Origin of the sequence: Sulfuriferula plumbiphila, from assembly GCF_009938015.1 — a bacterium.
Lineage (GTDB): Bacteria > Pseudomonadota > Gammaproteobacteria > Burkholderiales > Sulfuriferulaceae > Sulfuriferula > Sulfuriferula plumbiphila.
The window spans coordinates 2,366,385-2,390,358 of the sequence record NZ_AP021884.1; the positions used below are offsets into that span (position 1 = coordinate 2,366,385).

Here is a 23,974-nt window from a genome sequence, read left to right on the forward strand (position 1 = left end):
CAGCAGGCCTACTGAAAAATACCCGCATAAGGCGGGTATTTGTTTGGGTTTTTTGGCCGGAACTGTTGCCGGGGTTCGGCCAAGACATCCGGTCATTTTGGTAAAGGCGGATAAAGCTTTTTCGCCGCACTGATCAATCCCATCGCTTTGGCATATTCCGCGCTGCTGGTTTTGGTCAAATGGGTTTCACCCGAGCCGCCGCCTATCTTGATCGCTGCCAGCGCAGCCTTGCCGCTGGGGTTATCGCCTATGGTCAGCAACGCCTCGGTGATTTTTTTCGCCTGAGCCTGCGGCATGTCAGGAGACAAGGCGATCGCAAAACCTGGAACAGGGTCGGTTGTAGCCAGAATGCGCAGCTTCCCGGGATGCGCTTTCATAGCATCGATTGCTGATTTTGGCGAAACGGTAACCACATCCACAGCGTCTTCCAGCAAAAGCGAAGCCAATGTATCCATAAATTGGATTTCCTGAACTTGCTTGAAATCCCGATCCAACATTAACCCATTATTTTTCAATAAATTCACCGACAGCAGGCCCATCAGGGTTTTACGGCTTATCACGCCGATTCGCGAACCCTTGATGGAGGCGATGGTCTGGTAGGGACTTTGCGATCTGACCAGAAAAACCGCATGCAGATCCTTGAACTTCGCCACCGGATAGTATCCGGCCTTGCCGGCCAGGCCAATCACATTGGTGGGCGCCATCAGCAAGTCATATCGCCCTGTGCCCGCATGCTCATCGATTGCCTTGAAGTTTTGCGTGATATCCGTGCGTACCTGAATCCCCGCTGCTTTGCCAATATAGTCGGCAAGAGGCTGGAACGAATCCCTTAATACCCATTGGTCTTCCTTACCGACAGTGCCCGGATTGATACCGAACATCAGCCTTTCCGCCGCCTGCAGGTTAAAAGACAGCAGCAACGTCGCCATAAAAAAGAATTTACGCATTATTTCGAGACTCCTCTTTTGGTATTGTGCAATCCAGGCACGCGGCCGGCCGTTGCTGCAGGCCACTTAGCAATGCCGCCATGCGGGCTCTAATCAGCCTGCGCAGCGTAGAACTGATGCCGCAACCCGATTAACGGCAAAAATGAAATTATCTGAACCGGATGCTGCTACCCGCTGGCTTTTCGTCAGCGCTGCCGAACAATCCGACGGGGCCACTCAGCCGTTCCATCGCGCAGGCTGCCGGGTGAATGCGGCGAAACTGGCCTGTCCAGCTGGCGCAGCGGATCATTTTTCCGATCCGGAACAATATCTTGATTGCAGATATGCGTGGAATTCCTCGCTAACCTCCTCGTGCCTCAATGCATATTCCACCGTGGCCTTCAGATAACCCAGCTTGCTACCGCAATCATAGCGCACCCCTTTAAATTCATAGGCTTGCACCTGCTGTTCGTGCAACAGGCCCGCAATCGCGTCGGTAAGCTGGATTTCCCCCCCCGCGCCCGGTTTTATGCTCTCGATGTGATGGAAGATGCGCGGGGTAAGGATGTAACGCCCTACCACACCCAGCGTGGAGGGCGCATTTTCCGGGCGCGGCTTCTCTACAATCGAGCTTACCTTGTGCAAGCCGTCGGTGAGCGGCGTCGCCGCTACGATACCGTACTGACTGGTCTCTTCACGGGTGATGTTCTGCACACCCAGCAGCGAGCACTGATAATAGTTGTATAAATCCACCATCTGCTTCATCACCGGCGGCTCGCCATCGATCAGGTCATCGGCGAGGATAACGGCAAAAGGTTCGTTCTGCACCACGGGCTTCGCGCACAGCACTGCGTGTCCCAGCCCTAGCGCCTCCGACTGGCGAATGTAAATGCAGTTCACGTGAGACGGCAGAATGCCGCGTACCAGCTCCAGCAGCTTGGTCTTGCCATGCGCTTCCAGTTCGGCTTCCAGCTCGTAGGCTTTGTCGAAGTGGTCAGGTATGGCGCGCTTGCTGCGCCCGGTAATAAAGATCAGGTCGGTGATACCAGCCGCGACAGCCTCTTCCACTGCGTATTGGATTAACGGCTTGTCCACAATGGGCAACATTTCCTTGGGACTGGCCTTGGTGGCAGGCAAAAAACGTGTACCCATGCCAGCTACCGGAAAAACAGCCTTGGTAATCGTGTTAGTCATGCTGGCTCCATGGTGGTTACTGCGTTCATTCTATACTGCCCAATAATTCCAGTAATGCGGCTTCATCGAGAATTTTGACGCCGAGTTCTTGCGCCTTCGTGTATTTGCTGCCGGGATCAACGCCTGCTACCACGTAATCGGTCTTTTTCGACACGCTGCCACTCACCTTGCCACCCTGCGCCTCAATCCTTTCCCTGGCATCATCGCGGCTCAGCTTGGGCAAGGTGCCGGTGAGCACGAAAGTCTTGCCGGCAATAGCGCTGGTTTGGGTGGGCACGGCCGGCGCACCCTCCGGCCAGCTCACGCCACTGGCGCGCAACATCTCGATCACGGTGCGGTTATGGGGTTCGGCGAAAAACTGCGCGATGGACTGCGCCACCACCGGTCCCACGTCGGGCACCTGCAGCAATGCGGCTTCGTCGGCGGCCATCAGCGCATCGAGATTGCCGAAGTAACGCGCCAAATCCTTGGCGGTCTGTTCACCCACATTGCGGATACCCAGGGCATAGATAAATCGTGCCAGCGTGGTGTGCTTGCTGGCCTCGATCGCGGCAAGCAGCTTGGCAGCGGATTTTTCCGCCATGCGTTCCAGACTGGCGAGTTTCACCATGCCTAGCCGATAGAGATCTGCCGGGCTGTTGACCAGACCCAGATCCACTAGCTGCTCGACCAGCTTTTCACCCAGGCCGTCAATATCCATCGCGCGGCGGCTGGCAAAGTGCCACAGCGCCTGCTTGCGCTGCGCCGGGCAATACAGGCCGCCGCTGCAGCGCGCCACCGCCTCGTCCGGCAGGCGCACCACATGCGAGCCGCACACCGGACAGCTGAGTGGCATGACGAATTCACGGGCATCCGCTGGGCGGCGTGCCAGTACAACGGAGACCACTTCGGGGATGACATCGCCGGCCCGGCGCACACTCACCCAGTCACCGATGCGCACGTCCTTGCGGCGGATTTCATCCTCATTATGCAGCGTGGCGTTGGTCACCGTCACGCCGCCGACGAACACGGGTGCGAGCCGCGCCACAGGCGTCAGCGCACCGGTGCGGCCGACCTGCACGTCAATTTCCAGAACCTGGGTCAGTTCTTCCTGCGCCGGAAATTTGTGCGCAATAGCAAAACGCGGCGCACGCGCCACGAAGCCCAATTTCTCCTGCAAAGCCAGATCATTGACCTTGTACACCACGCCGTCGATGTCGTAGGGCAACTGCGCACGGCTGGCTCCGATATTACGGTAGTAATCCAGCAAGCCGGATACGCCCCGCACCACGCCGCGTTGCCTGGCAACGGGAAGGTGCATCGCCAGCAGCTGATCCATCAGGGCGGCATGCCTGCCCGGGACGGCCCAGCCCTCTGCCGCGCCGATGCCGTAAGCGAAAAAGTGCAGGCGCCGCGTGGCGGTAATGCGCGGGTCGAGTTGACGCAATGAGCCCGCCGCCGCGTTGCGCGGATTGGCAAATTCCTTGTCACCGCGCGCGCGCTGGGCGGCATTGAGCGCTGCGAAATCCGCCTTGAGCATGAGTACTTCGCCGCGCACTTCGAGCAAGGCAGGCGGCTGATCGATGCCCAGCAGCATGGGAATCGCACGGATGGTGCGCAGGTTGGCGGTTACATCCTCACCCGTGTAGCCATCGCCGCGCGTGGCGCCCTGCACAAAACGGCCGTGCTCATAACTGAGCGTAATCGCCAGGCCATCAAACTTGGGTTCCACTGCGTATTCAACCTGCGCCAGTCCGGTTGCCTCGCGGCAACGGCGATCAAAAGCCTCTATCTCCGTGTCGCTAAAGGCATTGTTGAGCGATAACATGGGGACGCGGTGAGCGATCTGGGAAAATGCCGCAACCGGCGCTGCACCCACGCGCTGGCTGGGAGAATCCGGCGTAACCAGCTCTGGGTATTGCGTTTCAAGCGCCAGCAACTCACGCAGCAGGCGGTCGAATTCGGCGTCTGGAATCACTGGCGCGTCGAGCGCGTAGTAACGGTAATTGTGGTATTCGATCTGTTCGCGCAGCAGGCGGGCGCGTTCGGCAATCTCGGCTGGAACTGGCATCAGTTAAAGAGGCGCAGCGCTCGCTCGCTACCGCCAGGAATACCGCGCGCCTGCATGCGCTGGTAGATTTGGTCGAGTTGCATACGGATTTTGTCGATACCCGCCTGGGTGAGCGGGCGGATGTTGTCATCCACCAGTTGGCCGCCGAGTTGCTCGCTGATCTGGTATGCCAGCGCAGTCATGCGGTCAAACGCCACCAGCCCATCGGCCACACGCGGCAAATCGAACAGCAAGGTCACGCCGTGAGTGGAAAACGGCGCAGTAGCGCTGGCAGTAAAGGGGGCAGATTCGTGGTTGCACAATGAGTAGATCACCTCATTGGCGGCATTGCGGCATTGGTATACTCCATCCACCGCCAGCACCATGCCTGCGCGTTGCGCCAGCTCGCTGATTCTGGCGCCGGAGAATACCGCGTTGTCACGACTCACCACATTCAGGCCAATCAGCACATCCACATCCACACAGAACAAATCGAGCGCATTGGCGCGCTGCAATGCGGATGGAATGTCCGGGCATTCTGCCACGCCGTTGAAACGGCTGGCGAGCTGCCGCGCCTGGGTGCACAACTGCACCAGCTGGTCTTCGCCGACGGCACCGTTGCGGTCGGCCAGTTGCAGGGCAATCACAATCTCCGCATAGGCATCTTCGCGCCAGCTGGCGATTTCTTCCCAGCCTCCGGCAAGATGGCTGTAGCCCCACCAGTACACGGGCTTGCCATTATTGGGGCTGCGCTCGATCAGCTCTCCCATGGCGGAGCCGGGAACCGCGTCAGCGGTGTGCAGGCGAATCTCGAAATCAATCATCGGGTCTGCCGGGGATGCTGGCAGTTCGTCCGCGACGGGTACAGATTCCGGCTGCGCCGTAGCAGTTGCGGGTGCAGGCCTGGATTGCACATGCGGCTCGCGTAGCGCGGCAATATCAGCCTGGTAGGTAATCGGGGAGGGATCCATGCTGGCAGATGCAGCGGGCTCTGTCCGCGCATGGGTCAGGGAGGTGTCTGGCACGGGATGTTCGGCATGGATTGGCGGCGCATCGAGGTACGGCTCGATGCGCGTCGCATCGGATTCAGCGCCTTGCTGTGCATCCAGCAAAACGTCTTGCTGGGACGCAAACATTTCGCGCGACTGCTTACGGTATTTTCTTTCCTGAAACCAGTTGTACAGGACGATCGCTGCGACCACCACGATTGCGACTGCAATCAGACTGATTTGCAATGGATTCATCTTTGCTTTCCGTCTCCCGCGCCACCTGGCGGTGGCTGCTGTTTATTATTCCCGTTTTGAGACGGCGCCGCAGGCTGTGCCTGTCCCGGTTTCAATACCTGAAAAAACACTTCGTCGTTACGGATCATGCCCAGCTCGTTACGCGCCCGCTCAGCAATGGCATCCAGCCCGTGCTTGAGGTCGTGCACTTCGGCATCCATCGCCGCATTACGCGCAGTCAGGGTGGCGTTGAGCTGTTTTTGCTCGGCCACCTGGCGCCCCGTATCCCACACCTGCAACCAGCCACCTTTGCCAAACCACAGCGGGTACTGCAACAACAGCAGCAAAGATACCAGAATCCATGTCATCCAGCGCATCTGGCGCGGTTAAATCAATTGCCGATCTGGTAGAAAGCGGCACGGCCCGGATAACGCGCGGCATCACCCAGTTCTTCCTCGATACGCAGCAGCTGGTTGTATTTGGCCATGCGGTCGGAACGCGACAGCGAACCGGTCTTGATCTGCAGCGCGTTGGTGGCGACAGCAAGGTCGGCGATAAACGTATCTTCAGTCTCGCCGGAACGATGCGAAATCACCGCGGTATAACCGGCGCGCTTGGCAGTCTCGATCGCGTCGAAGGTCTCGGACAGCGTGCCGATCTGGTTCACCTTGATCAGAATGGAATTGGCGATGTCCTGGCGGATGCCCTCGCTCAGGATTTTGGCATTGGTGACGAACAGATCGTCGCCAATGATCTGGATGAACTTTTTCAGGCGCGCGCTGAGCACTGCCCAGCCCGCCCAGTCGTCTTCGGCCATGCCGTCTTCGATACTGATAATGGGGTATTTGTCGCACCAGCTCGCCAGGTAGTCGGTGAATTGCGCGGAGGAGAGTTGCAGACCTTCGGATTCGAGGTGGTATTTGCCGTCCTTGTGGAACTCGCTGGCGGCACAATCGAGGCCGATCGCAATATCGGTGCCCGGCACGTAACCGGCTTTTTCAATCGCCTGCACGATGAGCTGCAACGCGGCTTCGTTGGATTCCAGATTCGGCGCGAAACCGCCTTCGTCGCCCACGGTAGTGGTCATGCCCAGTTCGTCCAGCAGTTTTTTCAGCGCATGGAATACTTCCGCACCGTAGCGCAGCGCCTCGCGGAAGCTGGGCGCGCCGAGCGGGATAATCATGAATTCCTGCATGTCGATATTGTTGTTGGCGTGCGCGCCGCCGTTGATGATGTTCATCATCGGCACCGGCAACTGCATCGGACCCGCTCCGCCCAGATAACGGTACAGCGGCAGGCCGGATTCTTCCGCCGCCGCGCGCGCCACCGCCATCGACACTGCCAGGATCGCGTTGGCGCCCAGGCGCGATTTGGATTCCGTGCCGTCCAGCTCGATCATGGTGCGGTCGATGAAATGCTGGTCTTCCACATCCAGTCCGATGATGGCCTCGCAGATTTCAGTATTGACGTTTTCCACCGCGCGCAACACACCCTTGCCCAGATAGCGCTGGGCATCACCGTCGCGCAGCTCGATCGCTTCGCGGCTGCCGGTGGACGCGCCGGACGGCACGGCAGCGCGCCCCAGCACGCCGGACTCCAGCAGCACGTCGGCTTCAACAGTGGGGTTGCCGCGCGAATCCAGAATCTCGCGGGCGATGACATCAACAATTGCGCTCATTTATTTTCCTTGTCCAATCAACGGCTGCGGTGTGCGCAGCCTATTTCACTTTGTTTTCAATAAATCCGCGCTGTTTCACCAGCGCATCCATTTCTTTCAGCGTGTACAGCAGTTCTTTCATCAGTCCCAGCGGCCAGGCATTGGGCCCGTCGGACAGCGCCTTGGCCGGATCGGGGTGGGTTTCCGCAAACAGTCCGGCCACGCCCACCGCCACCGCTGCGCGCGCCAGCACCGGCACGAATTCGCGCTGCCCGCCGGAGACATTGCCCTGCCCGCCCGGCAGTTGCACCGAGTGGGTGGCGTCGAACACCACCGGGCAGCCGGTTTCGCGCATCACCATCAACGAGCGCATGTCCGACACCAGATTGTTGTAGCCGAACGACACGCCGCGCTCGCACACCATGATGTTGTCCTGCCCGCCGTTGGCGGCACGCGCCTTGTCCACCACGTTCTTCATGTCCCATGGGGCGAGGAACTGGCCTTTCTTGATATTCACCGGCTTGCCCGCGCACGCCACGGCGTGGATGAAATCGGTCTGGCGGCACAGGAAGGCGGGCGTCTGCAACACGTCCACCACCGCTGCCACCTCGCTGATTTCCCCGATGCTGTGCACGTCGGTCAGCACCGGCACGCCGATCTCTTTTTTCACGTCCGCCAGGATTTGCAGCCCGGCGTTCATGCCCGGCCCGCGGAACGACACGCCGGAACTGCGGTTGGCCTTGTCGTAGGAAGACTTGTAGATGAACGGCACGCCCAGTTCGGCGCAAATTTCTTTCAAAGCCCCGGCGCTGTCCATCGCCATCTGGCGCGATTCCACCACGCAGGGGCCGGCAATCAGGAACAGCGGCTGATCCAGCCCCGCTTCAAATCCGCACAGTTTCATGGCTTTTCTCCTGCTACAGCCAGTTTCCCTGCTGCAGATTGCTGGTAGGTAAGCGCCGCCTCGACAAACGCCTTGAACAGCGGATGCCCGGCACGCGGCGTTGAGGTAAATTCCGGATGGAACTGGCAGCCGATGAACCAGGGATGATCCGGCAGCTCCACCATTTCGCACAGACCGTCGGTAGCGGACAGTCCGCTCACTTCAAGCCCGGCTTGTTGCAGTTGCGGCAGCAGCGCGTTATTGACCTCATAGCGGTGGCGGTGGCGCTCGGTAATCTCGTCGGCACCGTACACACGGTGCGCGAGCGAATCTGCCTCAAGCTTGCATACCTGCCCGCCCAGGCGCATGGTACCACCCAGATTGGAGTTTTCGCTGCGGGTTTCCACCTGGCCGGCGGCGTCTCTCCATTCGGAAATCAGCGCCACGACGGGATGCGTGGTGGCGGGCTCGAACTCGGTGCTGTGGGCGTCCGTCATGCCCGCCTGGTGACGCGCATATTCAATCACGGCAAGCTGCATGCCGAGACAGATGCCCAGGTACGGCACCTTGTTTTCGCGCGCAAATTGTATCGCGGCAATCTTGCCCTCGACGCCGCGCTTGCCAAAACCGCCCGGCACCAGGATGGCGTCCATTCCAGTCAGGCAGCCGATACCGTCCTTCTCGATCTGCTCGGAATCCAGGTAATGAATATGGATATGGGTGCGGGTATGAATCCCCGCATGGATCAGCGCCTCGGACAGGGATTTGTAGGACTCGGTCAGCCCCACGTACTTGCCCACCATGGCGATATTGATCTCGTGCTGCGGATGCTCCAGCGCCTCCACCAGCCCGTTCCACATGGACAGATCGGCGGGCGGCGGGGTGATGCCGAACTTGCGGCAGACGATCTCGTCCATGCCCTGCTCGCGCAGCATCTCGGGAATCTTGTAAATGCTGTCCACGTCGTGCACGGAAACCACCGCACCCGGCTCCAGGTTGGTGAACAGCGCAATCTTGCGGCGTTCCTCGTCGGGCAGCGGGCGGTCGCCGCGGCACAGCACCACATCCGGCTGGATACCGATCTCGCGCAGCTCTTTCACCGAGTGCTGGGTGGGTTTGGTCTTGACCTCGCCCGCCTTGCCCAGATACGGCACCAGGGTGAGGTGGATGTAGCAGGTGTTGTTGCGCCCCTCTTGCAGACCCATCTGGCGGATCGCCTCCAGGAAGGGCAGCGATTCGATGTCGCCCACGGTGCCGCCGATCTCGACAATGGCCACCTCGGCACCCGCCGCGCCGTTGCGGATATGCAGCTTGATCTCGTCGGTGATGTGGGGAATGACCTGCACCGTACCGCCCAGATACTCGCCGCGCCGCTCCTTCTTGATCACCGACTCGTAGATCTGGCCGGTGGTGAAGTTGTTGCGCTTGCTCATGTGCGCATGCGTGAAGCGCTCGTAGTGACCGAGATCCAGGTCGGTTTCCGCCCCGTCCCCGGTGACGAACACCTCCCCGTGCTGGAACGGGCTCATGGTGCCCGGATCCACGTTGATGTACGGGTCCAGCTTCATCATGGTGACTTGCATGCCGCGCGATTCAAGAATGGCGGCGAGAGAGGCGGCGGCGATTCCCTTGCCCAGGGAAGAAACCACACCGCCGGTAACGAAGATATAACGGGTCATGTTGATTTACGGCGCAGGTAATGCTGAATTTTAGCGTAAAGCGCGGGGGGGAACAATTGGCGCGCTGCGCCACGCTGTCTTACGCGCCTGTTAATGGGCTGCCACGCCTTGCCTATACTCGGTGAACCCTTCGACCAACTTGCTGAATGAGGCGGGCCTGTATCTATCAAAGCTTTCCTGATCCACATAAACGAAGCCGTACTTCACCTCCGGTTGCAGCCGGTTGATATCCTCACACCATTGTCGCAGCCGCGCCATTTTCAGCGGCACGTCCAGGTCTTCCTGCCCCTTGGTTTCGACAATGAAAATCTCCTTGGCCGACAATTTCACCATGAAGTCCGGGTAGTAGTTGGAAATGTCGCCGTCCGCATTCACATAATCCAGCTTGAAATGCACCGCCAGGTAATTCTTGGCGTAGGAAACCACATCATCACAGCCTTCGAGAAAACCGGCAAACAGCAGTTCAAAATGGCTGTCGCCGATGATCTTGTTGAAGATGCTTTTCTTCGGCACCAGGTAGCCCTGGTCCTTCGCCACAAAGGGGCGGGTCTGCCGCAGCTTGATGGAGTCGCGGATTTCCGCATCGCCCTTGTTGCGTACAGTAAGCGCATTGATGGCCTTTTTGAACGTCTCGACCAGTGTCTTGGTGGCGGCCAGTTCGGACAGGTTGCGCAGGGTGTTCGGGTCTTCCAGTTCTACTTTCCGGTCAAACAACTGGTCTTGCACAAACGCTTTGATCTTGCCGTAAAGCACGTCGTAGCCGCTCACCAGGCGCAAGTCCTTCATGACCGTCTGCGCGAAATAGCCGATCACGCTGCGGTAATCGGCAATGCCGGCCGTATCCAGAATGGTGGTATGGGTCACCGCGCCGGTGGTGATGTCCTTGAACACGATTTCCCGCTGCTCTTCCTCGCTGAACGACTGATAGGTCACCTTGCCAGTGCCCAGCGTGCCCACATCCAGATCGGCCAGATTCTTGTATTCGCGGTAAACGCGCGGCGTCATCACCGGGATTTCGATGTCCAGCGCCTCGATATCCTTCTTCTCGTTTGCGTTGTCGATCTCCACCACCAGCGGCGTTTTTGGCCCGGTGCCTTCGCCCATGGGCTTGCGCTCCAGCACCACGCCCTCGGCCTGGATGGATTCCACGAATTCCATGAAGGCATCGGTGCCGACGACACTTACATATTCCTCTACGCTACCCGGATACATCTTGCGCAAGCCGCGCCCCAGCGTCTGTTCCGGCAGGATGTTGCTCTGGGCGGCATAGGCGCGCAGGCCCACGATGGTGGTCACGTTGCGCACATCCCAGCCTTCCTTTAGCATCAGCACGGAAACAATGGCCTTCCAGGGGCTGTCCAGGCTGTCGATGTCGTTGGCCTGCTGGCGCAGCTTTTCCAGTTCTTCCTTGTTCTTGCCGCTTGTCGCTTCGGAAATCTCGCCGTTGTTTTTGGTGTGAATGACCAGCACTGCGCCTTTGAGGTCTGGGTAGTTGCCTTCCAGGAATTCCGCCACGTCGTCGCAGTTCTTGGTGTCGTCGGTCATCACGAACAGGATGGCCTTCTTGCCCAGCTTCTCGTGCTCGGCATACGCCTTGCGCCATTCCACCACGCCCAGATTGATGTAATCGGCGTATTTCTCGGTATATTTGGCGCTCTGCTTTTCCACCAGCCTGGCGCGGCTGGCGGCATCCGGCAGCACCGGGTGTTTGACCACGTTTTGCGAAATGGCCTCCACCAGCGGGTAATCTGAAACGGTCTGCACGAATATAGCGCCACTGTTGTGCTTGGGCGTGGCCGTCACATCCACTTGCAGGCTCAGGGCGTCGCCTTTCTGCCTGAGGCGGTTGTGGATGTCCTCGATGGACTTGAACCAGGCCAGGCGATTGTCGTGAATATGGTGCGCCTCGTCGTTCAGAACCATCAGTTCGTCGATGTCGCGCACGATCATGCCCAGGTCCACCTTGGAATCGGTGGTCGCACCAGTGGGTCGCTTGCCCAGGAAGTAATCCATCGTGTCTTCATCGTCGGGCGAGGGCGGGATGTCTTCGCCCGAATAGACGCGATGGATGTTGGTCAGGAAGATATTGCCGGCCGGATGGGTGATGCGCACCTCGTCCTGCACATGCAGGGTAAGCTGAAAATCGTCGCGCCAGTTCTGCCCATCCACGCCGTTATCCGGCAAAACCGGATCTTCAAAAAAAATGCGCAGCCCCTGGAAATCCTTGTAGATACGATCCAGCACGATAATGTTGGGCGTGATTACTAGAAAGTTGCGCGAAAGTGTGGATTCCGGCTCATACAGCTTGTGAAAGTAACTCCACGCAAGCACCAGGCTCATCACCTTGGTTTTCCCGGCCCCCGTGGCCATCTTCACCACGAAGCGCCGCCAGGTTTCGTCAAACATCGAGGGTGTCACAGGCGCATTACCGGCGAACCGCATTAGGTCGTATTTGTCCTTGACTCGCACCACATCAACCAGATAGACAATGGTTTCCAGCGCTTCCCGCTGGGCGAAATAGTACTGAAACTCTGCCATGGTGCCATCGGACTTCGGCAGCAGGTGCGGCGTCTTGAACCACCAGTTGAGCAGGCTGCGGCTGGTTTCCGTGGCTTTGGCATAACCGTCATCGCGCCACGCTTTGACCTGCTTGCGCAGCTCCGGCACAAGCGGTGGCATTAGCTTGTCGGCGCTGGTTTCCCGTAACGCCTCATCTGCGGGAAACCAGCGAATCTCTGGGTCAAGGATGACGTAGGGGGAATCAGGGAAATTCTGATGCAGGGCCATCAGATTTTCCCTCCCACATTAACTTCAATAATCGTCATCGTGTCATTGCCGAAAATATCCACCACCTTCACCGCGATCTTGCGCCGTCCCGGCATGACTTCCTGGAACACGCTTTGTAATTCCAGCGAGCGGTCTTTCTTGGTGCGGAACGACTGCCACTCGTTCTCGAACACATAATCGCCGGTCCAGACTTCCTCATATTCTTCCAAGGGTATTTGCGGCGGCTCAAGCCCACCCAACGCGCCTTGCCCGGCTGGTATCTTCTTGACGCGAATAATTTCCCGCTTGTTCTCGAAGTCGAAGTCCACCGACCAGTAATCAATCCAGTCTGTCCAGTGCCGGGTCAGCACCTCACGGGTGACGATGCCGTCTTTGTCCTTGCTTACCTTCACGATCTGGCCTTTGTCCACCACGATCTTGCTGGCCTTGTCCTTCAGGCTGGCTTCGGCAGCGGCAATGGAATCCTGGGAATAGAACACCGAAAAATCCGTCAACTCCACCGCCACGCTATTCCCTTTTATGTGAGGCTTTACCTCGATGAAGGATACGTCGTGGAACACCACCTGGTTTTTTTCCACCGCGCGTTTGTCGAACACGTCCGCCGGGATGTACTTGGGCGCGATGTCGATGCCTTTCGATTTCGCCTCGTCCAGAACGTTGGGGAATAAGCCCATCTCGAACTCGAAGCCCAAAATGTCTACCTTGGTGATGTGCTTTTTGCGGCACTCCATAATCACTTCTTCGACAAACAGGCGCGTCACCGGCATGTTGACCGGGCCAATCACCACTAGCCGCCCAGCCTTCTTGCCGTGGAAGGTCTGAAAGCCATCAGTCTTTTCGGCGCGATAGGCACGCAGGATGAGGTCGAGGAAGGCAGCTTCCTTTTCCTCCAGTTGCTTCTGCTTTTCCGCCTCGCGCAGGTTGGGGTTCACGCCGATGTAATGCTGGCGCTCGTACCTGCCCAGGTTGAGGATTTCAAAGGCGCGGTAGGGTTTGTCTTCGGCCTTCAGTTGCCGCTGTACGCCGATCAGACGCTTGCGCGTGGTGTGGATGGCGAACTTGCCGAGGTCGGAGGTGATCCACTTGCGCCCCAGTTTTTCCGCCACCGCTGCGGTGGTGCCGGAGCCGCAGAAGAAGTCGGCGATCAGGTCGCCTTCGTTGGACGAGGCTTTGATGATGCGTTCGAGCAGGGCTTCGGGTTTTTGGGTGGGGTAGCCGAGGCGTTCCGATGATGTGTTTCCAATACGGCCAACATCATCCCAAAGAGTGGTCAGTGGTTTGCCTTTAGTCTCATCAAGGTAAACCTTCAGCCCATCAAGCCGTGGCGTCCCATCTTGCTTCGTTAAGATGCGACCTTGCGCCCAAAGCTCTTCCAACTTTTCTAATGGATAGCCCCACGAACGATTCGATGGAGGTTTTGTTCCTCGCCATTCAAACTGGCGGCTTGGATTAGCCGACGAGAATGTCATGTCACGCCCAGTGTATAGCCGCCCGGTATCCTCTTTCTTGTAGCGGCCAAGTTGGGCGTCGCCATAAGCCGTTCGTTGCTCATTGAAAATGAAGGTATCCGATTTTGCCGCGAAAAAAACGGTTTCTTGCGAACGAACGTAACCTTGCGTTTGCATGTTATGGGCGTTCGTTCTGATCCATACAATTTCGTTTTGAAACCGCTCACGCCCAAAAACTTCTTCTAGCGCAAGCCGGATATACGCATTCACCCGCCAATCGCAATGCACATAAATGCTCCCATCCTCCGCCAGCAAATCGCGCATCAGCACCAGCCGCTCGTAGATCATGGCGATGAAGGAATCCGCGCCCTTGCCCCAGGTGTCGCGGTAGGCCAGTTCTTCCAGCACGTTGGGGCGTTTGGTGAAAGTGTCATCGCCGATTTCGATGTCCAAGGAGAAATCCGCGCCGACGTCGAAGGGCGGGTCGATGTAGATCAGCTTGATGCCGCCCTGCTTTTCGATCTCCTCGCGCAGCGGGCCGTTTTTCAGACTGGATAAAATCAGCTTGTTGTCGCCCCAGATGAGTTTATTCGTCCAGCCCTTGAGCTGGCGGCCGCGGGCATCCATATCGAACAGCCCGAACTGCATCGAGGTGTCTTTTTCAGAGCGCGGCTCGTCCACCTGCTCGATCACCTGGAACGGCAGCACCACGTTGCACACCTCGCCGGTCTTGCCGTTCCACACCAGCTCGACTTCGCGCTTGTCCTCGAACAGCAGAAAGCGGTATTTGTCCGGCAGCGGCTTGCCCGCTTCGAGAAAGCGGATGATTTCCTGTTGTTCCTGTTCTGTCAGCCGCGCCATGTTTTCCCCATCAGCAGGCGCAGAAGACAACACCTGCGCCCGGTACCCATTTCATCAGCCAGCGATTCTACCTGTGGAAGTCGCAATCAGCGCAAACTAAACCGCTTTCCCCGCCAGCCGCTCCCAGGTCTCCAGCACCGTATCCGGATTCAGCGACAGGGAGTCGATCCCCTGCGCCACCAGCCAGTCGGCCAGATCGGGGTGGTCGGACGGCCCCTGGCCGCAGATGCCGACGTATTTGCCGGCCTGCTTGCAGGCGCTGATGGCTTGCGAGAGCAGCGCTTTCACCGCCGGGTTGCGTTCGTCGAAGCTGGCGGCGACCAGGGATGAGTCGCGGTCGATCCCCAGGGTCAGCTGGGTCAGGTCGTTGGAGCCGATGGAGTAGCCGTCGAAGTATTGCAGGAAGTCATGCGCCAGAATCACGTTGGAAGGGACTTCGCACATCATGATCAGGCGCAGGCCGCATTTTCCGCGTTTGAGGCCATTTTGCTCCAGCGCTTCGACCACCGCACGGGCTTCGTCCACGGTGCGCACGAAGGGGATCATCAATTCCACGTTGGTCAGCCCCATGCTCTCGCGCACCTTTTTCACGGCGCGGCATTCCAGCGCAAAGGCGTCGCGGAACAGCGGCGAGACATAGCGCGCGGCGCCGCGCAGGCCGAGCATGGGATTTTCCTCGACCGGCTCGTAGGCGCGGCCGCCGGGCAGATTGGCGTATTCATTCGACTTGAAATCGGACAGGCGCACGATCACCGGCTTGGGCCAGAACGCGGCGCCCAGCGTGGCCACGCCCTCGGCGAGTTTTTCCACATAGAAATTCACCGGATCGCCGTAACCCGCACTCTTGTCCTCCAGTACTGCACGGACATCGGGCGGCACATCGGGGTAGTCCAGCGCGGCACGGGGATGGATGCCGATCTGGTTATTGATGATGAACTCCAGCCGCGCCAGGCCGACGCCGTGGTTGGGTAACTGGCTGGCGTCGAAGGCGCGCTCGGGATTGCCCACGTTCATCATGATTTTGACCGGCGGCTCGGCCAGTTTTCCCGGCGCGACCTCGGTGACCTCCACTTCCAGCCGCCCTTCGTACACGAAGCCGGTATCACCCTCAGCGCAAGACACGGTGACCTCGACGTCATCCATCAGACGGGTGGTCGCATCGCCCGCCCCCACCACCGCCGGGATGCCGAGTTCGCGCGCGATAATCGCGGCGTGGCAAGTGCGCCCGCCGCGATTGGTGACAATGGCAGACGCCACTCTCATCACCGGTTCCCAGTCCGGGTCGGTCATGTCCGTGACCAGCACGTCACCCTTTTGCACGCGTGCCATTTCCGCCGGGCTGGCAATGTTGCGCACCGCGCCCTGGCCGATGCGGCTGCCGATGGCGCGGCCCTGGGCGAGGATGCGCGAATGCTGTTTCAGCGCGTAGCGGCATTGCGTGGTACCGGCGCCGCGTGCCTTTACGGTTTCCGGCCGCGCCTGCACGATAAACAGTGCGCCGCTCACGCCATCCTTCGCCCATTCGATATCCATCGGGCGGCCGTAGTGCTGCTCGATGGCAATGGCCTGACGCGCGAGCGCCAGAACATCGCTGTCGGTCAGCGCAAAGCGGCGCCGCTCGGTTTCCGGCACCGCTTCCACCCGCGTGGCATGGGCTGCATCCTGACTCGCGCCGAATATCATTTTGACCGCCTTGCTGCCCAGCGTGCGCCGGATCACCGCCAGGGTGGGCTTGTGCACGTAATATTCGTCCGGATTGACCTGCCCCTGCACCACGGTCTCTCCCAGCCCGTAGGCGGCGGTGATGAACACCACGCCGTCGAAGCCGGATTCGGTATCCAGGGTGAACATCACCCCGGAACATGCCAGATCCGAGCGCACCATGCGCTGCACCCCGGCGGACAGCGCCACATGGTCATGCCCGAAACCCTGATGCACGCGGTAGGCAATGGCGCGGTCGTTATACAAGGAAGCAAACACGAGGCGGATGGCGGCGAGAACATTATCCGCGCCCTGGATGTTGAGATAGGTCTCCTGCTGTCCGGCAAACGAGGCATTGGGCAGGTCTTCGGCGGTGGCGGAGGAACGCACTGCCACCGGCATATCGCCCAGTTCCGCATAGGCAGCGCGGATGGCCGCTTCCAGATCCGGCTGCAACGGACTCTGCGCCACCCAGTCACGAATTGCCCTGCCTGTCGCCGCGAGTTGCGTCACATCGGCCACGTCGAGCTGGCCCAGGGCGTCGCTGATGCGTGCAGTCAGGTTATTGAAGTCGAGAAAATCACGAAACGCCTGCGCGGTGGTGGCAAAGCCCCCCGGCACGTTGACCCCCGCGCTGGACAGGTTACCGATCATTTCGCCCAGAGAGGCATTTTTGCCACCTACGCGAGGTACATCGGTGAGCTTGAGCTGGGTGAAATCGATAATGTAGGACTGGTTCATGCACTTATCCTCAAACCGTTGGGCCGCAAAGATCACCAAGAGAACACAAGACTGTTACACGAAACACCAGTGTAGCCCGGACGGTGCGCCATGTGTTTAATCTGCGCCCTCCGTAACGGCCAAGTCGTTATCCCGCTTGCCGTACCCGCTCGAACAGGCATACCGCCAGCGCGGCGGCAGCGTTGAGCGATTCCACCCGGCCCGGCATGGGGATGGTGAATTCCATGCCCGCTGCGGCACGCAGTTCAGCGGAAAGCCCCGCGCCTTCATTGCCCACCGCGAAAGCCACCGCGCCGCGCAAATCGGTTTGATACAGGCTGTGCGCCGCGCCCAGGGTGGCAGCACATACCGCACCCGGAAAGGCCTGCGCCACGGCAGGCAGGTCGGCGTCCTCGATAATGCGGATCGCAAAGTGCGCACCCATGCCGCCGCGCAGCACCTTGGGCGACCAGGCATCGGTACAGCCCGGGGAAAGATACACCGCATCCACCCCCGCCGCCGCTGCGCTGCGCAGCATGGTGCCGAGGTTGCCGGGATCTTGTATTGCCTCCAGCAGCACGCAGAAATGCGTTTTGGCAGGCGGGGCGGAGCGGGGAATGGCGATCAGTGCCAGCATGCCGGTCGGGGTTTTAACCGGCGACAGGACATTGAACAAACCCTGCGAAAACGTCAGCCGTTCCGCTTCTGCGCAACGTGCCAGCAAGGGGTGGGCGGATGCGGCGGGTGTGGTAATAAGTAGCGCGGGACGGATCCCGGCATCCAGCGCCGCCGCCAGCAAATGCTCCCCATCAAGCAGGGTTTGGCCGTATTCATGACGCATAGCTGCCGATTCGGCGAGTTTTTTGATGTGCCTGAAGCGCGCATTTTGCGGCGAGGAAACGGTGTCGGTCATGTCACGTCGGTGCTTGGCGAAAAGTGGCAGAGCAGGTATTGTAGCCCAATGAAGATCGCCCTCATCACCCCCGCCCAGCCCGCCAGTCGCGTGGGCAATCGTCACACTGCGCTACGCTGGGCCGCCATGCTGCGCCAGCGCGGCCATCAGGTCTCGCTGGAGGTCAGCTGGAATGATCGCCCGGCCGACCTGATGCTGGCGTTGCACGCCCGCCGCAGCGCCGATTCCGTTGCCCGGTTTGCCGCGGCCTACCCGCAGCGCCCGCTGGTGCTGGCACTGACGGGAACAGACATCTACCGCGACATCCGCTTTGACGCCGCCGCACAGCGCTCGCTCACGCTGGCCACGCGCATCATCGTGCTGCAAGACAAGGGGCTGGACGAACTGGCCCCGGCACTCCGCGCCCGGGCTCATGTGGTGTATCAGTCCGCGCCCGGCCTTGCACGCAGGCCACCGCTCAAACGCAGTTTCGAGGTGTGCATAGCCGGTCACCTGCGCACAGAGAAAGACCCGTTCTGCGCCGCCCGGGCCCTGCACCTGCTGCCTTCGGACAGCCGCATCCGCATTACGCAAATGGGACAGGCGCTGGATCAGGCAATGGCCGCACAGGCGCAGCACTGGATGCGCGTCGAAGCGCGGCGCTACCGCTGGCTGGGCGAGCGCCCCCACGCTGAAGTCCTGCGCCACCTGGCACGCGCGCCGGTAATGGTCATCAGCTCGCAAATGGAAGGCGGCGCGAATGTGATCTGCGAGGCCGTCGCCGCCGGCACCCCGGTCATCGCCTCGGCCATACCCGGCAACATCGGCATGCTGGGCGAGCATTACGCAGGTTATTACCCGCTGGCAGACGCAGCCGCGCTCGCCGCCCTGCTTCACCGCGCCGAGCGCGACCCGGCCTGGCTGGCGCTGCTACAAAACCAGTGCGCAAGGCGCCGGGAATTGTTTATGCCCGAAACAGAAGCAGACTCTCTGGCAAGCGTGATTGAAGCGCCCTAATTGCAACCAGGCTTGAGCGCGCTGGCAATTAATGTCCGGATGACGTCACTTCCGCATACCGTAATTTCGCAACCAGCCTGATTTTTTCCTGCTCGGCCTGGGAAATTGTTGCGGCTGCCTCCCGAGACCTGGAATCTCCAGTAGCGATGGGTTGCGTGCACAGCAAAATTCCCGCTTGCCGCGATGCGCTGGAGGTAATCGGTCTTGGCGAGCGGGTCGATATCATTTTCGACCTGACGGTTAATGCGCAATTGCGCAGGGACCTGCGTGCCTGCCCAAAGGAAACCAACAAGCGCCATACCGTGATTGCCCCCGAAGTCGTCGCCCATCTGCTGTGGGCACTTCTTCGGTGAAGTCGGCGAGCTGCCGCGCAGCTCACAAACAGGCTACTGACGTGCGGCAAGCTCCAGCCTGTTTGCCATCATCCAGGCAAAGCCCCCAGCGCGCCCACCGCGATGGTCACCAGTCCCAGGCTCAAATTGATCCCCACCAGCATGCGTATCTGCCCCAGTGCCGCACCGCCCGCCTGCCAGTCCTGGGCGGCGACAGCACGCTTGAGGCGTTTGAACGGCGCAAAGAAGACGTGCGCGAACAGCAGCATCATGATGATCCCCAGGCCGAACATGGCGGATACATACAGGGGTGGCCTGCCAAGCTGCGCCATCATGTAGAGACCGCTGCCAAGTATGGCGGCGACGCACAGCCATACCCAGGGGAAGAATTTGCCGAATACGCCTTCCCACAGCGGCAAACGCTGCGACGGTTCCAGCCGCGCTGCGGCCACCGGGCGCAGCGCCATGTAGGCAAAAAACATGCCGCCTACCCAGACGGTGAAGCCAAGAATGTGCAGAAATTTGGCAAATATCATGGTGGGTCTCTCCTCGATTAAAAAAATGTCTGGCACAGAGTACACACAAGACGCCGCGCTTGTCAGCCATTACCGTTATGTTAACAGTTCGCATTGTGCGGCTAGCATACAGCGTCGCACCGGCGCATAGCTCTTGCGGTGTTCGGCAGTGGCGCCGTGGCGTGCCAAGGCAGCCAAATGGTCATGCGTGGGATAGCCCTTGTGACGGTCGAAACCGTATTCAGGATAGATTTCATGCAAGCGCAGCAGATCGCGGTCACGCGCTGTTTTAGCGAGAATGGAGGCAGCGGAGATGGCGGGCTCCAGCGCATCGCCCTTGACGATGGCACGTGCGGGTATCAGGATTTTCGGACAGTGCAGGCCATCCACCAGCACTTCGGCAGGCACGGTCTGCAACGCTTCCACTGCGCGCTTCATCGCCAGCAGCGTGGCTTGCAGGATGTTGATGGCGTCGATCTCGGCAACGCTGGCCTGCGCCACCGCCCAGGCCAGCGCGCGCTGGCGGATGAGGATTTCGAGCGCCTCGCGGCGACGGGCGGAAAGTTGCTTGGAATCGTCGAGGCCGTCGATCGGGCGCGTCGGGTCGAGGATAACCGCAGCGGCGAACACTGCGCCAGCCAGCGGACCACGCCCGGCCTCATCCACACCGCACACCAGCAGCGTGTTTTTCATTTGCGCTCCAGATAGGGCAGCACGGCTTCAGCCATGCGCTCGGCGGTATTGCATTTAAGTGACGCGTGCTGGCTGGCAAACTCGGCTTCGATGGCGCCGCGTTTATCCTCGTCAGCCAGCAAGTCCAGCAGTGCGGCTGCGAGTTTTTCCGGGGTGGCGTTTTCCTGCAGCAGCTCGGGTACCACGTCGCGGTTGGCGAGGATATTGGGCAGCCCGACCCAGGGCAAATAGGCCTGACGGCGCATGATATAGGCGGTGAGTTTGGGCACGCGATAAGTAATGACCATGGGGCGTTTGAGCAGCGCTGCTTCCAGCGTGGCGGTGCCGGAGGCAACCAGCACCGCGTCTGCTGCGGCCATCGCGTAATCGGCGTGACCGACCATAATGCGAACAGGCAGCATGGTAGCGCTGCTGTATAGGGCACGCTCAAAAATGCCACGCGTCGCGCGGCTCATCAGCGGCACCAGAAAACCAACCTCCGGGTGCCGGGCATGAATCAGGCGCGCGGTGTCCACAAACAGTTGTGCATGCTGCATCAGCTCGCTCACGCGGCTGCCGGGCAGCAACGCCAGTATGGGCTGCTTGATGGAGAGTTTAAGGCGCTCGCGCATTTCGGCGCGGTCGGGGTTGACGGGCAGCATATCGGCCAGCGGATGACCGACGTAGCTGACCGGGATGCCGGCCTGGCGATAAATCGCTTCTTCAAACGGAAATACCACCAGCATGTGGGTGACCGCGCGCGCTATTTTCTTGATGCGCTCGCCGCGCCATGCCCAAATCGACGGGCTCACATAGTGCAGCGTGGGAATGCCGCGCGCCTTGAGGCCGGCTTCGAGAGCGAGGTTGAAATCGGGTGCGTCGATGCCGATGAACAAGTCGGGCGGATCGGCCAGCAAGGCACGTCTGAGCTTGCGCCGGATGCCGAGGATTTGCGGCAGGTGGCGCAGCACCTCAACGTATCCATTCACCGAGAGCTTTTCCATCGGAAACAGGCTGCGCGCGCCCAACGCAATCATTTTCGGTCCGGCTATACCGACAAATTCGATATCCGGACAGCGCGCCCTCAGGGCTTTGATCAGGTGGCTGCCGAGCAGATCGCCGGAGGCTTCACCCGCGACAATGCCAACGCGGGGCGGTCGTGCTGCGCCCGCCATGTCAGCGAATAATGCCGCGCTCGGCCTGGCTGAGAAAATCCACCAGCAACCGGACTTCCGGAATACCTTGCGCCTGTTCTGCAAGACGTTGTTGTGCCTCGCTGAAAGTCAGCCCCTCACGATATAAGGTTTTGTAGGCACGCTTGAGACCGGCCAGCGCCTCGGGCGAGAAGCCGCGCCGCCGCAGGCCTTCGGCATTGATGCCGTGCGGTGCGGCAGGCTGGCCCGCGGCCATGACATAGGGGGGAATATCCTTGAATACCACGCTGGAAATACCCGTCATCACGTGGGCGCCAATTTTGCAGAACTGATGCACGCCGGTAAACCCCCCGAGGATGGCATGGTCGCCCACCGTCACGTGCCCGGCCAGAGAAGCGTTGTTGGCGAAAATCGTATTGTCGCCCACCTGGCAATCGTGCGCGAGATGTACATAGGCCATGATCCAGTTGTCGTTGCCGATACGGGTCACTCCCGTGTCCTGCACGGTGCCCAGGTTGAAAGTGCAGAATTCGCGGATGGTGTTGCGGTCGCCAATTTCCAGCCGGGTTGGCTCCCCCGCGTATTTCTTGTCCTGGGGAATTTCTCCCAGGGAGTTGAACTGGAAAATATGATTATCGCGGCCGATAAGGGTGTGTCCGTTAATGACCGTATGCGCGCCCACCGTGGTGCCGTCGCCAATGACCACGTGCTCGCCGATCACGGCGTAAGGACCGATACTGACATTGGCGCCGAGCTGCGCGCCGGGATGAATGATTGCGCTGGGGTGAATCATCTGTTTCAGCGCAGCGTGGCCATCATTTCGGCTTCCGCCACGCGCTGGCCGTCCACTTCGGCGTAGGTCGCATATTTCCAGATGCCCTTGAGATTACGCAGGATTTCCACATGCAGCATGAGCTGGTCGCCGGGCATCACCGGTTTTTTGAAACGCGCGCCGTCGATACCGGCAAAATACACCACTGCGTCATCGCTGGGCGTATCTGCCACCGTCTTGAATGACAGAAGGGCTGCCGCCTGAGCCAGCGCCTCCAGGATCAGCACGCCCGGCATGACCGGATGTTTGGGAAAATGCCCCGGGAAAAATGGCTCGTTCATGCTCACGTTTTTGAGCGCGACGATGTTTTTTCCCGGCTCCAGAGAAAGCACCCGATCCACCAGCAGAAACGGAAAGCGGTGTGGCAGATACGCCATGATTTCGTTGATATCCATGCTACTCATGTTGATTTTTCTCCAGTTCGCCAAGCTTTTTTTCCAGCGCGCGGATACGTTTGGCCATGCTGTCGAGGTGGCGCATCTGCACTGCATTTTTCAGCCATTCGCTGTGCTCTGAAAAGGGCAGCGCCGAGGTATAGGTGCCGGGTTGGGTGAGTGATCTGGTAATCAGGGTATTGGTGGAAACATTCACCCGGTCGGCAATCTCGATGTGGCCAAAAATCATTGCCGCGCCGCCGATGGTGCAGTGCGCACCGATTCTGGCACTGCCGGCAATACCGGTACAGGCGGCAATAGCGGTGTGCGCTCCAATGCGCACGTTGTGGGCGACCTGAATCTGGTTGTCGAGCTTGACGCCCTCCTCGATCACCGTATCGTCGAGCGCGCCGCGATCCACCGTGGTATTGGCGCCGATTTCCACATCGTTGCCGATAATCACGCGGCCGATCTGCGGTATCTTCAACCAGCGCCCGCCATCCGGTGCCAGGCCGAAACCATCGGCACCAATCACGCAACCGGAATGCAAAATAACGCGGTCGCCTATCATGCAGCCGTGATACACGCTGACATTGGCGTACAGCAGGCAGCCAGTGCCGATAATGCAATCCGCACCCACCACGCTGCCGGCGCCGATAATGCTGCCGGCGCCGATTTGTGCCCCCTGTTCTATCACCGCGTTGGCGCCGATACTGGCGTCATCCGCGATATGTGCTGCGGGATGCACCACCGCTGAGGGGTGCACTCCTGGCACAGCTTCGGGCGGCGGATTAAACAGCGCGGAAACACGGGCGAAGTAAGCGTAAGGGTTGTCAGCAATAATGCGCGGCCTGGCACTGGCCCCGGCCGCATCACGCCCCAGGATGAACGCACCCGCCGCTGATTGAGCCAACTGGCCGCGGTATTTCAGATTGGCGAGGAAGCTGATCTGGTGCGCCTGGGCACTGCTCAGCGTAGCAATCTGGCTGACGCGGGTTTGCGCATCTCCGAGCACTTCGCCGCCCAGGCGCCCAACAATTTCTGCCAATGTGTAAGACACGTCCGGCATTGGGCGCCC

At 59.9% G+C, this 23,974-nt stretch carries 20 protein-coding genes; 2 read left to right on the top strand and 18 right to left on the bottom strand.

From position 1 onward, the window contains the following. Positions 1 to 92: 92 nt before the first annotated feature. The 12 genes from GZH91_RS12310 to GZH91_RS12365 all read right to left on the bottom strand — a co-directional run bounded on the left by GZH91_RS12310 (position 93) and on the right by GZH91_RS12365 (position 18,021). Entirely contained in the window at positions 93 to 947 is an 855-nt protein-coding gene (locus GZH91_RS12310; protein WP_147073137.1) for a phosphate/phosphite/phosphonate ABC transporter substrate-binding protein, read from the bottom strand. A 285-nt stretch (positions 948 to 1,232) separates the two neighbouring features. Next, a complete protein-coding gene (gene galU, locus GZH91_RS12315; protein WP_147073135.1) occupies positions 1,233 to 2,120 on the bottom strand; it encodes a UTP--glucose-1-phosphate uridylyltransferase GalU in 888 nt (295 codons plus the stop codon). A gap of 25 nt (positions 2,121 to 2,145) precedes the next feature. Continuing rightward, on the bottom strand, positions 2,146 to 4,170 hold the full coding sequence (gene ligA / locus GZH91_RS12320; protein WP_147073133.1) for an NAD-dependent DNA ligase LigA: 2,025 nt from the start codon (positions 4,168 to 4,170) through the stop codon (positions 2,146 to 2,148). Next, positions 4,170 to 5,393, bottom strand: a complete 1,224-nt coding sequence (locus tag GZH91_RS12325) for a cell division protein ZipA (RefSeq protein WP_147073131.1) — start codon at positions 5,391 to 5,393, stop codon at positions 4,170 to 4,172. The genes ligA and GZH91_RS12325 overlap by 1 nt, the downstream gene beginning before the upstream one ends. Further along, positions 5,390 to 5,740: a cell division protein FtsB gene (ftsB, locus tag GZH91_RS12330; protein ID WP_307723880.1), complete on the bottom strand. Its 351-nt coding sequence runs from the start codon at positions 5,738 to 5,740 to the stop codon at positions 5,390 to 5,392. Before ftsB ends, GZH91_RS12325 begins: the two co-directional genes overlap by 4 nt. 23 nt (positions 5,741 to 5,763) lie before the next feature. Then, complete coding sequence (gene eno, locus GZH91_RS12335) at positions 5,764 to 7,050, bottom strand: phosphopyruvate hydratase (RefSeq protein ID WP_147073122.1); 1,287 nt, start codon at positions 7,048 to 7,050, stop codon at positions 5,764 to 5,766. Between the two features lie 40 nt (positions 7,051 to 7,090). Next, positions 7,091 to 7,933: a 3-deoxy-8-phosphooctulonate synthase gene (gene kdsA / locus GZH91_RS12340; RefSeq protein ID WP_147073119.1), complete on the bottom strand. Its 843-nt coding sequence runs from the start codon at positions 7,931 to 7,933 to the stop codon at positions 7,091 to 7,093. Beyond that, on the bottom strand, positions 7,930 to 9,591 hold the full coding sequence (locus GZH91_RS12345) for a CTP synthase (protein ID WP_147073117.1): 1,662 nt from the start codon (positions 9,589 to 9,591) through the stop codon (positions 7,930 to 7,932). Before GZH91_RS12345 ends, kdsA begins: the two co-directional genes overlap by 4 nt. 90 nt (positions 9,592 to 9,681) lie before the next feature. Beyond that, positions 9,682 to 12,378 carry a DEAD/DEAH box helicase family protein gene (locus tag GZH91_RS12350; protein ID WP_147073115.1) on the bottom strand — a complete coding sequence of 899 codons (2,697 nt, stop codon included), beginning with the start codon at positions 12,376 to 12,378 and terminating at the stop codon, positions 9,682 to 9,684. After that, the gene (locus tag GZH91_RS12355; RefSeq protein ID WP_223264561.1) at positions 12,378 to 14,570 is read right to left on the bottom strand and encodes a site-specific DNA-methyltransferase; all 2,193 of its coding nucleotides are present in this window, start codon (positions 14,568 to 14,570) and stop codon (positions 12,378 to 12,380) included. Before GZH91_RS12355 ends, GZH91_RS12350 begins: the two co-directional genes overlap by 1 nt. A 213-nt stretch (positions 14,571 to 14,783) precedes the next feature. Continuing rightward, positions 14,784 to 17,129, bottom strand: coding sequence for a phosphoenolpyruvate synthase (ppsA, locus tag GZH91_RS12360; protein WP_147073111.1), 2,346 nt, complete (start codon positions 17,127 to 17,129; stop codon positions 14,784 to 14,786). 127 nt (positions 17,130 to 17,256) lie between these two features. Further along, complete coding sequence (locus tag GZH91_RS12365; protein WP_147073109.1) at positions 17,257 to 18,021, bottom strand: TrmH family RNA methyltransferase; 765 nt, start codon at positions 18,019 to 18,021, stop codon at positions 17,257 to 17,259. Between the two features lie 48 nt (positions 18,022 to 18,069). On the opposite strand from GZH91_RS12365, the gene senB reads away from it, so the two are divergent. Both senB and GZH91_RS12375 read left to right on the top strand, forming a co-directional pair. Next, positions 18,070 to 19,017 carry a selenoneine biosynthesis selenosugar synthase SenB gene (gene senB / locus GZH91_RS12370; RefSeq protein WP_147073108.1) on the top strand — a complete coding sequence of 316 codons (948 nt, stop codon included), beginning with the start codon at positions 18,070 to 18,072 and terminating at the stop codon, positions 19,015 to 19,017. A gap of 155 nt (positions 19,018 to 19,172) precedes the next feature. Next, the gene (locus tag GZH91_RS12375) at positions 19,173 to 19,370 is read left to right on the top strand and encodes a hypothetical protein (RefSeq protein WP_147073106.1); all 198 of its coding nucleotides are present in this window, start codon (positions 19,173 to 19,175) and stop codon (positions 19,368 to 19,370) included. Between the two features lie 68 nt (positions 19,371 to 19,438). Here the strand turns inward: GZH91_RS12375 and GZH91_RS12380 are convergent, their stop codons facing one another. The 6 genes from GZH91_RS12380 to lpxD form a co-directional block, all read right to left on the bottom strand. After that, positions 19,439 to 19,885, bottom strand: coding sequence for a CopD family protein (locus GZH91_RS12380; RefSeq protein WP_147073104.1), 447 nt, complete (start codon positions 19,883 to 19,885; stop codon positions 19,439 to 19,441). 75 nt (positions 19,886 to 19,960) lie between these two features. Beyond that, positions 19,961 to 20,557 carry a ribonuclease HII gene (gene rnhB / locus GZH91_RS12385; protein ID WP_174861850.1) on the bottom strand — a complete coding sequence of 199 codons (597 nt, stop codon included), beginning with the start codon at positions 20,555 to 20,557 and terminating at the stop codon, positions 19,961 to 19,963. Continuing rightward, positions 20,554 to 21,711 (bottom strand): lipid-A-disaccharide synthase, encoded by a 1,158-nt coding sequence (gene lpxB / locus GZH91_RS12390; RefSeq protein ID WP_147073102.1) that lies wholly within the window; start codon positions 21,709 to 21,711, stop codon positions 20,554 to 20,556. The genes rnhB and lpxB overlap by 4 nt, the downstream gene beginning before the upstream one ends. Before the next feature lies 1 nt (position 21,712). Further along, positions 21,713 to 22,483 (bottom strand): acyl-ACP--UDP-N-acetylglucosamine O-acyltransferase, encoded by a 771-nt coding sequence (gene lpxA / locus GZH91_RS12395; protein ID WP_147073100.1) that lies wholly within the window; start codon positions 22,481 to 22,483, stop codon positions 21,713 to 21,715. A 5-nt stretch (positions 22,484 to 22,488) separates the two neighbouring features. Then, positions 22,489 to 22,926 carry a 3-hydroxyacyl-ACP dehydratase FabZ gene (gene fabZ, locus GZH91_RS12400; RefSeq protein ID WP_198415311.1) on the bottom strand — a complete coding sequence of 146 codons (438 nt, stop codon included), beginning with the start codon at positions 22,924 to 22,926 and terminating at the stop codon, positions 22,489 to 22,491. Next, positions 22,919 to 23,956, bottom strand: coding sequence for a UDP-3-O-(3-hydroxymyristoyl)glucosamine N-acyltransferase (lpxD, locus tag GZH91_RS12405; protein ID WP_147073098.1), 1,038 nt, complete (start codon positions 23,954 to 23,956; stop codon positions 22,919 to 22,921). The genes fabZ and lpxD overlap by 8 nt, the downstream gene beginning before the upstream one ends. Positions 23,957 to 23,974 lie beyond the last annotated feature (18 nt).